Below are 13,957 nucleotides of genomic sequence, written 5' to 3'. Positions count from 1 at the left end.
AAAAACCATTACTATACAAAAGGTTAGCTTAAAACCAATTATAGCAACGTAATGCTACGCACTGATTGTGTGCAAATTTCGGTCATTATCGTGCAGTATTACTTTACTAATTCCATGACTAACCTGGATTCTTCGTCACCAAAATAATGCGCTTCTTCTTCTAACGTTTTAAAGCCAAGGGAGAGGTATAAAGACAATGCAGGTTGGTTCTTAGGATCGACAGTCAATTTCACGCTTGAGCCTAACGTCAACGGCGCAATAACGTTTTCTAGGAGGGAACGCGCAATACCTTTACCTCTATGTTGAATATCGACGGCCAATGACATGATCCAATATTGATGTGCATTTGTGCTAGTCGTTAGCAATATATACCCTGCGACCTGCTCTCCCTCTTTTGCTACCAGTAAGCTCTCTCCCCAACAATCAAAAGCTTGCCGAAAGAAAAATTGAGGATAGGCGTGTTCTCCAAATAAAGTATTTTCGAGCTTATATATGGCAAATAAGTCCTCTTTTTGCGCAGACAAGATGTCCATTCAATGACTCCTTCTTTAACATGAATGGCAGCAGTATACCTAAATCTCATCTAAATGACGGGACACAAACATCTCAATTAAGTGCTTAAGAAATGTAATATTCTTCCTGAAAATTAGGCCTAACTCACTTAGAACATACATCCGTGATTAAGTTTTAACCGCAAAATCAAAAACCACACAAGATGAAAATTTCAACACATACAACCATTAAACGCATTGAATTTAAGAACTTTATTCTGGTTTATTGAAAAATTCATAGTTGGATAATTTACAACCACCCCAAATTCACAGCATTATTCACCAAGCTTCGCGTGTGATAATAAACACTAAAACCTTTACCATTTTCAGCATTATTATTTTTATAAAAGCGAGTTTTAAAGTGAAAGAATCTCGAAATGCCTTAAATCCTAGTGAAATAAACACAACCACAGCTTGGTCAAAACATGATACACATTGGGTTCTTAGCCTATTTGGAACAGCCGTTGGCGCAGGCATCCTGTTTCTGCCAATTAACCTTGGGATTGGTGGTTTTTGGCCTTTAGTCGCGATGGCAGTACTTGCTTTTCCAATGACCTATCTTGCGCACCGTGGCTTAGCTCGTTTTGTACTATCTTCTAAGATCAAAAACGCAGACTTCACTGATGTAGTGGAAGAGCACTTCGGCGCAAAAGCAGGCCGTTCTATTTCACTGCTGTATTTTCTTTCGATCTTCCCGATCCTGTTGATATATGGTGTTGGAATAACAAACACAGTAGATAGCTTCATGGTAAATCAGGCTGATATGGCTTCTTTACCTAGACCTTTGCTTTCTGGCGTACTAGTGTTTGCACTAATTGCTATTATGATGGCGGGTGAAAAAGTAATGCTACGGGCCTTTGCCATTATGGTGTTCCCACTTGTTGCCATTCTTGCCTTTCTATCATTTTACTTAATACCGAACTGGACCATGCCTGTCATGGATGTGCCAGAAGCGTCAGCTTTTGCTAGCACTATGTGGTTAGCAGTTCCTGTAGTGATTTTCTCGTTTAGTCACGCAGCTGCAATTTCAAGCTTTGCAAATGTACAACGTCGCCATTACGGTAAGCAGGCAGATGCCAAATCCGAAGTTATTCTTCGTCGCACTAGCATCATGCTGATTGCCTTTGTTCTTATTTTTGTATTTTCCTGTGTGCTAACACTGTCACCTGAACAATTGGCTCAAGCAAAAGAACAAAACGTATCCGTATTGTCTTACTTAGCGAACGCAACCGATAATCCATTTATTGCAACACTTGGTCCTTTAGTAGCGTTTGTCGCTATCACTTCATCTTTCCTTGGGCATTTTTTAGGTGCGCGTGAAAGCTTAAATGGTTTAATTAACAAGCATTTTAACCTACCTGAGAAGCGTGTTGATCGTATCAGCGTGGCAGCACTGTTCTTCTCAATCTGGGCGGCGGCGATCATGAACCCAAGTATTCTTGGTATGATGGAAGCATTGTCAGGGCCTGTTATTGCAATGATCTTATTTATTATGCCAATGTTAGCGGTGTATAAAATCGAGGCGATGAAACAATATCGAGGAAATGTCTCTACTTACTTTGTTCTAGCAGCAGGCATTGTGGCGGTAAGTGCATTGATTTTTAGCTTCTTCAGCTAATAACTACAGACTAGCTTGGATTTTCAGGGGAATACCTTACACAAGGTTAAGGTGATTCCCTGAATTTTCTTACTCTTTAAAAGGTAATCATCGTTACCCTTGACTCTTAAATAAGAGCGAAAACACCCGCAATCATAAGTACTGAAGCGATGCAGGTACGGCCGATAATGCCGAAGTGCGAAGGTTGAATCATTTCATTATGCATAGTTAATCTCCTATTTATTATAAAAGCCATTTTTTATTGGCTTAATAACACTATGTCTAATATCCAGTTTTTTAACAACCCATACAAACATTAAATATTTATGACAGAAACGTAATTTTTTACACTTCGCCCTGATTTTGAGCGATGAATCCGCGGCTTAAATCATTAGATTGAGTCCACCGAATATGCTCGCCTACCTGTCATCGTTACCTTATCTATACCATCGCCTAATCATTGCATAAGTTTTCAATAGATTTTGTTTTATAAATCATAATATTATAGAGCTCCTTCTCGTATCTCACTCCCAAAACACTTTGCCACTGGGAATCCATCCGCACTTAACCAACAAGAAATGGTAGACTTAACTGGTATTCGGTTAAGAGATCACATTTTATTAATACGCTCATGCACTTCTCAATTAAAAAACTGGCTTGCGCACTTTGTACTGCACTTGGACTTTTCTTGCATCCCACCAACGTACTGGCGAGTACCGAAAAGCAAGCTTATCTGGAAGAACACATTTCAGCAGAAAGCAAGCCCATGTTAAAACTCTACTTTCGCTCGATGGGTAAGCCGCGATCAATTCAAAAAGATGAGTTAAATGCGCCACAGAATGCATCAGCGGAGTCTCTTGCTCTGTATTACTTTGCACGAAAGTACCTTAAGCGTTACGAAGGCGTTCCATTACCGAAAGATATGCCCGATTTAATCGAATTCGGTAAAAAGCACCATTTGGAATGGGTCGTCGCTGAAGCACAGCTCAATAAGGCTGTAACAATGATTGAGCAAGACGATAACTGGAACGCAGAATTGTTACTCCATGACGTTGTTTCTACAGCCCGTGATCTTGGTTATCTAGCATTAGAAGGCCGTGCTTACCGCTGGTTAGGCAATCTAGAAGTATCTCGAAATCAACTACGCAGTGGCCTAAAATATTATCGCAATGCCTATGAGTTATTAGAAAAAACAGTATTTGAAATACAAGTCGCGATGACACTGAACAACATTGGGACGGTCTACATCGACGCATCAGATTGGGCTCGGGCCAACAGTTACCTAACGCAAGCTCTCGACACTTACCTAGAGAGCGAATATCAATACGATAATAGCTTTTTTATGGGGGTTATCTACGCAAACCTTAGCATCGTTCACTCGAGCCTCGGAGATAACAAAGAAGCGGAATATTATTTCAATGAAGCCATTCGACTTTCAATGCAAACAGGGTCGGACACAGTCAAGCACCACTCTTTATCCAGCTTTTCACAAATGTTGAGCTCGGTAGGAAAAATTGATGATGCATTAATGGTCGCACAGCGTTGCGTAGACCTGCCCATTCCAAAAAATCTAGAAATGCTAAAAACGTCTTGTTACGAGGCATTTGCAGAGGCTTACCTCGCAAACAAACAATACGATAAAGCTATTACAACAGCACTTAACGTTCTAGAACAAACCAAATCAACCAGTGAATTAGAGCTGCGTCAGCGTATTGATATGCTTTCGGTACTGGTAAACGCTCATCAAATTCTTAATGACTATGAAGCGGCTTTTCATTATTTAACCCAATTAAGAGAGCTAGAGGCTGAGTTTTCTCATCATATTCATGGTGAAGAGATGATTAACATTAAGTTTGACCTCGAAGCTAAGTTAGCCCAGAAAGAACTCAAATTGCTAGAAACAAAAAATGCGCTACAAGCCTCTGAACTGCGTTCACAGCGCTATCGAGAAATGTTCTACTTTATCGCTATTGCGGCAATTGGAGTCGTTGGTTTTCGTTACGTACTGCGCGTTAGACGTATTAATAAAGCACTCACTCAAGAAAATACTACCGATCCATTAACTCAACTGCATAACCGTCGCTATCTTCACATTTGGTTGGACAAAATGGCTCGTAGAAGCCCAGATAGAACATTTGCCTTAGCAGTTTTAGATGTTGATCATTTTAAAACCTTTAATGATCAATATGGACACGATATTGGCGATAAAATGCTGACTCATATTGCCACGCTATTTAATGAATCCACTCGCTCTGGTGACCTACTCATTCGTTGGGGTGGAGAAGAGTTTGTCCTATTATTCGAAGTACAGCGAGTTGAAGATTGCGCTAAGTTTTTGGAGCGATTGAGATATACTGTTGAAAACACGCCATTGGTGGTTGACTCTAAACCATTAAGCGCGACAATTTCCCTTGGAGCAGTGGACAAACTGTCGGCACAAATAATTAAACAAGAATGGGATCAGTGGTTTTTCTTGGCAGACCAAGCTTTGTATGATGCGAAGCAAGCTGGCAGAAACCAGTTCATCATTCACCCTACATCATAAAAAAGCACACATGAAAAAAAATCTAATCATTATTACTTTTGCGCCTCTATTTCTTATGGCGTGCAGTAATCAGCAAGCATCTCAACTGGGAATGCGCAGCAGCAGTGTCAATGTATATGCCCAGCAAATGAGTAACACTCAACTATGTGAAACTCTCTACTACAACCGTGCAACCAACCAAACCAAAGTGGCGATTGGTGCTGAGTTCAATCGACGTGGATTAAACAAAAAGTGGTGTGATAAAGAATTCGATAAGTTGTACATTAAAAAGTGGATTGATAACGTGCTGCCTAAAGAAAAAGCCGAACCTAAGAAACCAATAGCAACTATTCAACCCGCTTCAACTAAATAACTCCCCTCTTGAAGCAGACGGTACACTCGTATTTTCTGCTTTTCACTTTTCATGCATGCTCGATGCGACGTATAAAAACCTCATGGTTTCAGTAAATTAACAAAGACTTATGTTGTCCATCGAACTTTTAATGTAAACAAGTTGTAAATGGTTTTCGTCCTTATTCTTTGTCGTTAGCTTTGTTTGTTCCTGTTAGCGGAATATGAAACAGGAACTAAAAAATTCCAAACAAAGACATGAGGTCAAAAATGGAAATACGCATTAATCGCCTATTTGCTGCTATGTTGGCAGTAGGCATTGCACCTGCCGTCTCGGCGTTTGATCCACTCTATTCTGAACAATGGCACTTAGACAACACGGGGCAAACTGCGTTTGCGGCTAATCCTGCTGTTGCTGGGAACGACTTAAACACTAAGCTCACTCAGGCAATGGGGATTGCAGGTGTTGGTGTGAAAGTTGCCGTTATTGATTCTGGAGTGCAGATCGATCACCCCGACCTTGCAGGTAATATAGTTACAGGTAGCAGAAACTTCGTCGAAGACTCTTCATTCCCACCAAGTTATCCGGTTGATACTAATGGTCATGGCACTGCTGTAGCCGGTTTGATTAGCGCCGTCGGCAACAACGGTGAAGGCGGACGCGGTGTCGCTTCTCACTCTTCCCTCATCGGTTTTAACTGGTTAGCCAACCAGACATTAGAAGGCTGGTTAATCTCCCATGGCATGGACCCAGCAACACGCGATGTTCGCGTATTTAACCAAAGTTACGGTTTCAGCCCTATAAACCCGATTACTTTTGATGAAAGCGACCCTCAGCTAAAACTTGAAATGGACGTGATGAAAAACGTCAGCAACAGTAACGCCTGGGGTCGAGGTGCTGTATTTGTAAAGTCAGCAGGTAATGGTTACCGCTATTTCAATGCAGGGCGATTCTTCGTATTGCCAAGTAACTTCTTTGCTGGTGGAGACAATCAAGGCTTACCGATGCACAACTCTGCTCAGTCTTATGATAACGCCAATTACTTCAATTTAGTCACTAGTGCACTACGAGCGGATGGTACGCGAGCGAGTTACTCATCGGTGGGTTCGAACGTGTGGGTTGCAGCACCAGCAGGTGAATATGGGCAAGATTTCCCTGCTATGGTCACCACTGATTTAATGGGTTGTGAAGAAGGGCAAAATACCAGTGAAGGCCTTGGCATTAATGGGTTACACGGCGGAACGGAGCTCGATCCGAACTGTAACTATACCAGTACGATGAACGGAACCTCATCGGCTGCGCCAAACACATCGGGTGCCATCGCGGCAATCATGTCAACCAACCACGCACTTTCTGCTCGTGATGTACGTGCTTTACTAGCGGAGACAGCAAAAGTAACGGATAAAGCGCATCCAGGCGTACAGCTTGAATTTACTAACCATAAAGGTGAACAGGTTAGCTACGAGGCCATTGCCCCTTGGCAAAAAAACGCAGCAGGCGTAGATTTCCATACTTTTTATGGCTTCGGCGCTGTAGATTTAGATGAAGCGATGCAACGTGCTCGCATGACGAATCGTGTTTTACCAGCTCAAAGCATTACGCCATGGGTTCATAACGCTACAGAAGTAAGTGTACCCGATGCAAGTCTAGTTGGTGGTTCTTCAAGTATCGCCATTGCCGATGAGCTGACAGTAGAATCCGTTCAGGTGACATTGACATTGGACCACGCTCGTCTGCCCGACTTAGCTATCGAGCTCATTTCGCCATCAGGGACTCGTTCCGTTTTGCAAACACCGCGCAATGGTCTTGTTGGTCAATCTCTTGATCCAACGATTACAGGCTACAAAGATCAATTAATGTTGTCTAACCAATTTTATGGCGAAGATGCAAAAGGCGAATGGACGTTGCGAGCAATAGATACGAACTGCGATGAAGCCTATTCTTACATTGCATATTTCAACTCTTCCACCATCTATGACGTTCCGATGGCAAACAACGCTCAACCCGGTGTTATTAAGAACTGGTCGATGCGCATATTTGGACACTAAGGAGTCAATAACATGAAATACAAATCATTTTCTATGCTGGCTCTCGTTATCATGACGTCGAGTGTATACGCAGAGCAACAGCTCTCTCAACAACCTGCACCAGAACTGTTTGTGCCATCAGAAGCGGTTGAGATTAATGGCCAAGACTATCGAAAAGTGCAAACTGGCACTGTTAGAACCCTATCTGAAGACGTAAAACTTCAAGCGGGTGATGAGGTGTTTAAGAATGCGTTTAGTAACGTATCCAAAGCCACTGGACTGGTTTACATCACCGTAAACAATCCTAACGAAGCGAAAGCAGTCGCCAAAGAGTTAAAATTAGAAGTTATCTTCGCAGAGGGGGAATCAGCGGTGTTAAAAGCATCTCAAGATCAAGATCTGCTAAGTATTAGCGACTACCTAAACGCAGACAGCCGGGTAAAAGCGTCTAAAATTGAACTAAACAGCGGTAAATACCGTGCACAATAATTCTCTAACAAGAGAAGTTGGCCTGTAAAACCATGCCTCAGCGATTGCTGAGGCATTTTTATGGGTAGTAACATATAGGCTATTATTCTTTAATAACATTTCGCATAACCAGTATGATACCTAAACACCCTACTCGCCTGCGCCTGTCATTTCTTAAACAAAATAATTTCCGTTCTTAGCTCTTCTTCCGTGGTTTCCTTCGGGCTATTCAGATAGCGTTCGATTCCTAAAGGACTGGTTTTGACTTTCATACCACTCTGACGAACCAAGTTCATCGCTAAAGCCCATGCATTTCCCAAAAACTGATATTCACCTCGGTGTTCAACGACAAATGTTTCACTCTCAGGAATGGTACCAGTAACCGCCCCTTGAGGCGCTGGTACTGAGTTATGAAGAGGAAAGCAAGTGATAAACTCGAATGTACCTTTCTGCATATCCATCGACTGGTAATAACAAAACAATTCACCATTCACGGATAGGGTTTCGTCACTAATTAACTGTTCTAGTTGCTGAACATGCTTCTCAATTACCGAACCTAATTCCTGCAAGCTAGCCACACCCTTGATCCCAATGTAATGAATTTGAGGCAACGTTCGGTTACCAATTTCGGCTAAGTCTGAATGCACTCGTCCGGTTTCAAGCTTACTTTTAAGCATGCGTAACCCACGTTGATAATCCATCTCTATCATCGACTTAAACATACTTTTCAGAAAGAACAGATACCAAGGGACGCGAGATTGCATTTGCCATTCGACTAAACAGCCATTTTGTGACGGCGTCACGATTAGAGTCACCTTTCCATGGCTCTTGATTGGACGAAAGAAATGCAGCTCCATATCTAATCGATGCTCTTGAGTACTTTCCAGTACAATCGCGCCAGTCCCAATACGCTGACCATTCCATTGATAACCAGCTCCAACGTGGCCCTGATTATCACTGAATGTCAGCTCGCAGCTTGGTTCAAGAATGATCCATGGTGACCAGCTGGGCCAGTGTTTGAAGTTCTTGAGATAGCCAATAATTTCACTTTGATTCTTATTAATTTCAATACTTCGGCTGACCTGATAAGAGAGCATAACGGTTCCTCGAGTTTCCGCTTCACTAACTTCAGTCTAATTCAAATTCCAGTTTTTTCTTGTTTGACTGCGGGTTAGATGCGTACGACAAGAAAAAGCCAGAGCGTTAAGTCTCACTTGAATCAATACGCACAAAGCTAAGAGCAGAACTCCACTTTTGCACTAAATCGAACACCATCATCGTCCAGTACTAACGCCCACCCCATCCGTTCACATATTCGTTGTACGATAACAAGCCCACAACCATAACCAGCGTTGTACGTCTCGTTGCCATCGTGACGGTTTAGGATCTTAAGCGCATGACCTTTCAACTCAATTTCAATATCTCCCACACTATAGCTAAAGGCGTTTTTAATCAGATTGTTGATTACAATGGTCACAAAACTCTCCGGTGCCTTCACTACACCACTATGTTGTTCGTGCAAAGCGTAGTTCGAATCTTGCTTGGCAAATAAAGGAGCCAGCTCTTCCAGTTGTTTTTGTAAACAAGTAAGAAGCTGATGCTCTCCGTAATGCTGAGGCTCTATTTTCTCTTTACCAAGTAAGAGAAACGCTTCTGTCAGTACACGCATCTCGTCACAAGCTGACTGCATCCTCGTGATGGCTTTTTGCGCAACTCGAGGTTGATCAGGAAGACGCGTCAGAATGTCTGTTGAGCCTTTAATCACCATGATTGGCGTTCTCAACTCATGCGATGCAAAACGGCTAAATTCTTGTTCTCGTTTGAAGTAGCCCGCGATATCGTTCTTATTATCCAGCAAAGTCTGCTCTATCTGGCGTGTTTCGCTGAACTTAGTTTCAACTTGGAAAGCGGGTTGATCCGGTGACATTTGGCTAATTTTGTCTTCAATTTGCGCTAATGGCCGAGACAATATTCGAACCATGTAAATGCCATACCCAACCATGACAAATGAAAACAAACCACCGAGCAGCAGCGTAAACTGATGCAGCGAGCTTTCGTATTCGTCCAAGTAATCATCTGAGTCATCTTGAAACACAATGTACATAAGCCCCTTCCCTGAGGGGTGTTTCAATACAACAAAGTGTTTATCTTCTTCACCAAGCAGGTATTCGTAAAAACCAGGTGAAGTAAAAGAGAGCAACCAATCGGGTGTCGGTGCTTCACTCCAATATGAGTTGAATTCCAATACGTTTGGCAATGGCGCATCCCAACCCTGTTTCTCGAAATTCTCACTATAAAGCGCCGCTTCAGTATCGAGCCAGTGATGTAAACTCAGCACTTCCAGTTTGTTTTCTGCCACATAAATCAGCGACCAAAAAAGAGTAAACATCACAAACGTCATGACCCCAAAACCCCAACGGATCTTGCGATAAATGCTTGGATATTCGTTATGCTTTAAGTCGGTAACCTTGTCCATGAATAGTCTCTAATCGTGATTCTTCAAAACCTTTGTCTAGTGCGGTTCTTAAACCATAAATATGGCTACGAAGTGCATCACTTCCGGGTGGTTCGTCTCCCCACACACTATCGATCACTTCTGTGCGCGAGACCGCTGCTGGAGCACGTTGGAGAAGCAATTTTAAAATTTTAGTTTGAATTCGACTCAGCTTAATTTCTTTGTCTTTTCTCGTTACTTTTCCTGTACGCGCATCTAAACAAATATCTGCAAATTTGAGCGCTCCGATATCTTGTCTTGGACCACGATTAGCCAAAGCATGAACACGCAAACTGAGCTCTTCCATCGCAAATGGCTTCATTAAATAGTCATCTCCCCCCGCTTTAAAAGCCGCGATTTTGTCATCTAGCGTATCTTTTGCCGTTAGGAAGAGAATTGGCGTTCCACATAACTTATCTTGTCGAAGCTTCTGTACCGTACTGATGCCATCGAGCTTCGGCATCATGATATCCATGATGATTACATCGTAATGATTTTCCTCGATTAACTTAATCGCAGCCTCTCCATGAAACGCACAATCGATAATCATGCCTTCGAGCTCAAGATAGTCTGCAATCGTCTCCGAGACGTTATGGTTGTCATCTACAATTAAAATTTTCATAAAATCACATTTCTTCACGATCTCTTCACGATATGCCCAATAAGATACAGGCAATTTCCTAAACTCGCTCGTAAATTGAGGTTAATACAATGAAAAAACTCGCTCTTATTTCTGTAGTAGGTTTGGCATTGTCTGGTTGTGGTGGTTCAGGTGGTGGCAGCAATAGCGATAGCACGCCAACTCAACCAGTAGTGAAACCAAGTGTAGCGATTGGCTCTGTTGAAGCGGTCAACGCTGAAGAAAGCACGTTAACCGTCAATGGACATACGTATCGTGTGTCTGAGGTGGTTTATGACGACACACAAGTGCAATTGGCCGATGTAAAACCCAAAATGGTGGTTCGCGTGGGTTCAGATATTCGGCAAGCTTCGGACAATGGCGTCCGAGTCACACTTGAACCAACCATTACTGGACGTGTGACAGCGATTGATCATGTGAAGAAAAAATTCACGGTAAACGGCATAGAGCTGCAGTTTGACGATTTAAGTGATGATATAGAGGTCAACGACTGGGTGATGGTGTCATCATTGCCAACTGCCGATGCGGGTTATCGAGTGTTGTCTGTGGTCGAAATCGACGTAGATAACGATTACCCAGCCCTTGGAAGCTACTACGAACTGGAAGGTCGCATTACTAGTACCGATGAAAATGCTGGCACGTTTGAGCTTGGTACAAATATAACCGTATCTTACGACAACATTAGCCAACTTAGCATCGGCCAATGGGTGGAAGTAGAAGGTGAAATGCAAAACGGTATCTTCATGGCACATGAGGTAGAAGTTGAAGACTACGACGATCTAAAAAATGACAGCGATGTGGAAGGTATCGTGACTTGGGTTGCCAAGGATTATAGTGAGTTCTCTCTAAACTACCGAGTAGCCTTCTTCATTGATAACGCAACACGATTTGAAGACGGCAGCAAAGCGAACCTAAAACAAGGCCAAGAAGTGGAAGTAACGTCTGTCATGAAAAATGGCAAACGCATCGCTACCGTTATTGAGTTTGAGCAACCAGACTTTGACGATAACAACCAATGGCAAGGTAAAGAATTTGAATGTGAAGGATACGTATCAAACTATGATGCTGAAGCAAGAACATTTGAAATCGAGCGTTGCGAAAACGACGCAGATCAATTGCTAAACAACACGACCGTTGTGATTGATGCACAAACACGCTTCCAAGGCATCGAAGAACTTAACCTAAATGGTGCTCGTGTCGAAGTCGAAGGTGTGATCATTAACGACCAAAATATTGCCCGTGAAGTGGAGTTAGACGTTTACGACAACTAATCCCTTCTACGCTTAAGAAAAAGTGTCACTTCGATGGCACTTTTTCTTTTCACCTTACTTTGCTTCCCAAGCTCAAACCAACAAATTCTCAGCCAAAGCCTTTTCTCTCCGTTACACTTTACCTATGTTTCACAACATTGGTGACGAATATGAAAAAACGCAACCTCATTTTGTTAATCTTGTTTTTTGGTTCAGCCACGAGCTTAGCTAGCGTTATGGATCCTGACTGCGATGCAGAAAAGGCAGCTAAAGCCGCTGCGACAAAAGCCGTGGTTGGTGTTGGTGGTCGCTGTACGCCTAAAGAGGCACTGAAAGATACCGCAGTTGATGCAGGAAAAGACAAATTGCCAGATGAAGGGATGGCGGGTAAAGCTGTTGATGCAATGACACCGGAAAAAGAGAAGAAAACGGTGAAAGACGTAACCAAAAAGCTCAATAAAGATTGATACCTACATCATAGATGTTTGAGCGTAGAAAACATTTTCCTAGAATAAAGTGGCGATTTACCAGTTGTTTGAAGCACACGTCTAATCTTGGTTTTTCATATTCAAAAACCTGCATTTGACCACACACTATTTTTACTACACAAGTTCAAAAATTAGTAATAATTCCTCCTAACTTTGAGACTTTGAGCCTAACGAGAAATGTAACAACTTGCATACAAGTCACTTGGCTATATTGTACACATACTATATATCGAAGAAAGGAGGTTTAACGATGGTTAGAGGTTATAGTGAACAGACTCTAAAAGCCGAACCTGTAGTTCAATTGGCGGTACTGACAGGCTTAGATGCCGATTTGAACTTCATCAGAAACAACAGAGAAAAGGTTTTGCCTATAATCACAGGTGTCATTTTGTATCGACAGCTCAATAGACGCGACCAAAGAAAAGTCCTTGAGCAGGCACAGGCTTTAGGGAATTCGAAATTTTTCGGTAAGATTCAAATGCTGGTAGCGCAAAGTATTGCCAAGCCAATGTGGAACCCTTGGAGCCTATCAGATGGTGAGCTGCGCCAGTATTTTAATACTCATAAAGCAGTTGCAAATTTCCTTTCTACATGGTTTATCACCATCGATATTAAACTTGAGGTCGGCTTTATGGCAGCTGTTATATACGCACTATCAAAAGGTCAAGGGGCTGCATTGATTAAAGAAATGGCTTCAGTGCACATCGCTGAAGAGACTTTCAAAAAACTCAGCCTCTCATCAACTGCACAACAAGCTGGCGCGAGAGCATTTTTTGTAGCTGTTATTCTCGCTAGTGTACTCAAAGGCTTTAACGAGGCAGATGCGCTAGCTGCAAAGAAAGAGTTGTTACGACGTAACATGCTTGGAATAGAGGATTTGTAAGCTATGTTTTGGATACTGGGTCTTTTAGTTTCCTTGTTTATCATGTACTCGGATTACGCGCATTACTTCTATACCAAGCGACATGGAAAGAAATCTAGGGTTTCTCGCTTATTTAGCTTGTTGATCACGGTAACGCTTCCTATGATTGCGACTACCGAGATTTTGAACGATCTTAATGTAGAGAAAACCAGCTACCAAGTGTGTGTAGTTTTAGTCTCAGCTTTAGTTGGCCTTCTGGTCTGCTTGTCGGAACAGTATCGTTTTAAGTCAGAAAGAGATTAGTGGTATCGGGTTGTCCAGCTATCACCAAAGGCATCAAATTGGTGCCTATTTTATTATTGGTTTATTAATAACTGATCTGGCGAGTAAGGCCGGTTCGAATATCTTCTAACGTTCACCCTCGAGCACGAGACCGCTATCATGACTTCTTTAATGAAAAAAAGAGAGCCTTTTGACTCGGGGATTTAGAGCTCTTGGACGTCTGAATGCGCATAGTTCATACCCTCTATTGAGACGTCGGAATTATTCGCTGTACCGTGATAGAAAATTATTTATGTATTGAAACACATATACCTTGCTCGTGAATATCTAGCCGTCTCGGACATCTCAAATCTAACCTCAACTTATATCCAAATGAATTTGTAGTTTGTATCACCAACTGCTCATAGTTTATTTAACAATTA

General features: G+C 42.2%; 13 protein-coding genes. 9 read left to right on the top strand and 4 right to left on the bottom strand.

The features are described 5' to 3' along the window. Positions 1–98: 98 nt before the first annotated feature. On the bottom strand, positions 99–533 hold the full coding sequence (locus R7P64_RS04015) for a GNAT family N-acetyltransferase (RefSeq protein WP_005375870.1): 435 nt from the start codon (positions 531–533) through the stop codon (positions 99–101). A 379-nt stretch (positions 534–912) separates the two neighbouring features. Between R7P64_RS04015 and R7P64_RS04010 the strand changes: the two genes are divergently transcribed. The 5 genes from R7P64_RS04010 (at position 913) to R7P64_RS03990 (ending at position 7,540) form a co-directional block, all read left to right on the top strand. Next, a complete protein-coding gene (locus tag R7P64_RS04010; protein ID WP_054574325.1) occupies positions 913–2,169 on the top strand; it encodes an aromatic amino acid transport family protein in 1,257 nt (418 codons plus the stop codon). Between the two features lie 610 nt (positions 2,170–2,779). Then, positions 2,780–4,693, top strand: coding sequence for a tetratricopeptide repeat-containing diguanylate cyclase (locus R7P64_RS04005; protein WP_081051357.1), 1,914 nt, complete (start codon positions 2,780–2,782; stop codon positions 4,691–4,693). 10 nt (positions 4,694–4,703) lie between these two features. Continuing rightward, positions 4,704–5,045 carry a hypothetical protein gene (locus R7P64_RS04000; RefSeq protein WP_025767691.1) on the top strand — a complete coding sequence of 114 codons (342 nt, stop codon included), beginning with the start codon at positions 4,704–4,706 and terminating at the stop codon, positions 5,043–5,045. Between the two features lie 248 nt (positions 5,046–5,293). Further along, entirely contained in the window at positions 5,294–7,072 is a 1,779-nt protein-coding gene (locus R7P64_RS03995; protein WP_053349952.1) for a S8 family peptidase, read from the top strand. Between the two features lie 12 nt (positions 7,073–7,084). Next, on the top strand, positions 7,085–7,540 hold the full coding sequence (locus R7P64_RS03990; RefSeq protein WP_025767689.1) for a hypothetical protein: 456 nt from the start codon (positions 7,085–7,087) through the stop codon (positions 7,538–7,540). A gap of 146 nt (positions 7,541–7,686) precedes the next feature. Here the strand turns inward: R7P64_RS03990 and R7P64_RS03985 are convergent, their stop codons facing one another. The 3 genes from R7P64_RS03985 to R7P64_RS03975 all read right to left on the bottom strand — a co-directional run bounded on the left by R7P64_RS03985 (position 7,687) and on the right by R7P64_RS03975 (position 10,635). Beyond that, positions 7,687–8,616, bottom strand: coding sequence for an SRPBCC family protein (locus tag R7P64_RS03985; protein ID WP_213872416.1), 930 nt, complete (start codon positions 8,614–8,616; stop codon positions 7,687–7,689). Between the two features lie 137 nt (positions 8,617–8,753). Continuing rightward, positions 8,754–9,995 carry a sensor histidine kinase gene (locus tag R7P64_RS03980; protein ID WP_053349954.1) on the bottom strand — a complete coding sequence of 414 codons (1,242 nt, stop codon included), beginning with the start codon at positions 9,993–9,995 and terminating at the stop codon, positions 8,754–8,756. Next, on the bottom strand, positions 9,967–10,635 hold the full coding sequence (locus R7P64_RS03975) for a response regulator transcription factor (RefSeq protein ID WP_053303698.1): 669 nt from the start codon (positions 10,633–10,635) through the stop codon (positions 9,967–9,969). Before R7P64_RS03975 ends, R7P64_RS03980 begins: the two co-directional genes overlap by 29 nt. An 89-nt stretch (positions 10,636–10,724) precedes the next feature. On the opposite strand from R7P64_RS03975, the gene R7P64_RS03970 reads away from it, so the two are divergent. The 4 genes from R7P64_RS03970 (at position 10,725) to R7P64_RS03955 (ending at position 13,556) form a co-directional block, all read left to right on the top strand. Next, complete coding sequence (locus R7P64_RS03970; RefSeq protein ID WP_053349955.1) at positions 10,725–11,924, top strand: DUF5666 domain-containing protein; 1,200 nt, start codon at positions 10,725–10,727, stop codon at positions 11,922–11,924. A gap of 149 nt (positions 11,925–12,073) precedes the next feature. After that, positions 12,074–12,370 (top strand): hypothetical protein, encoded by a 297-nt coding sequence (locus R7P64_RS03965; RefSeq protein WP_017634219.1) that lies wholly within the window; start codon positions 12,074–12,076, stop codon positions 12,368–12,370. A 271-nt stretch (positions 12,371–12,641) separates the two neighbouring features. Continuing rightward, positions 12,642–13,274 (top strand): hypothetical protein, encoded by a 633-nt coding sequence (locus tag R7P64_RS03960; RefSeq protein WP_225473152.1) that lies wholly within the window; start codon positions 12,642–12,644, stop codon positions 13,272–13,274. Positions 13,275–13,277: 3 nt separating this feature from the next. Continuing rightward, complete coding sequence (locus tag R7P64_RS03955; protein ID WP_080996836.1) at positions 13,278–13,556, top strand: hypothetical protein; 279 nt, start codon at positions 13,278–13,280, stop codon at positions 13,554–13,556. Positions 13,557–13,957: the final 401 nt, after the last annotated feature.

The sequence above is a fragment of the Vibrio sp. 2304 genome (assembly GCF_033339475.1).
Classification (GTDB): Bacteria; Pseudomonadota; Gammaproteobacteria; order Enterobacterales; family Vibrionaceae; genus Vibrio; species Vibrio alginolyticus.
The sequence above is the reverse complement of the archived record's forward strand: the minus strand, read 5'-3'. Positions and strand labels throughout refer to the sequence as shown.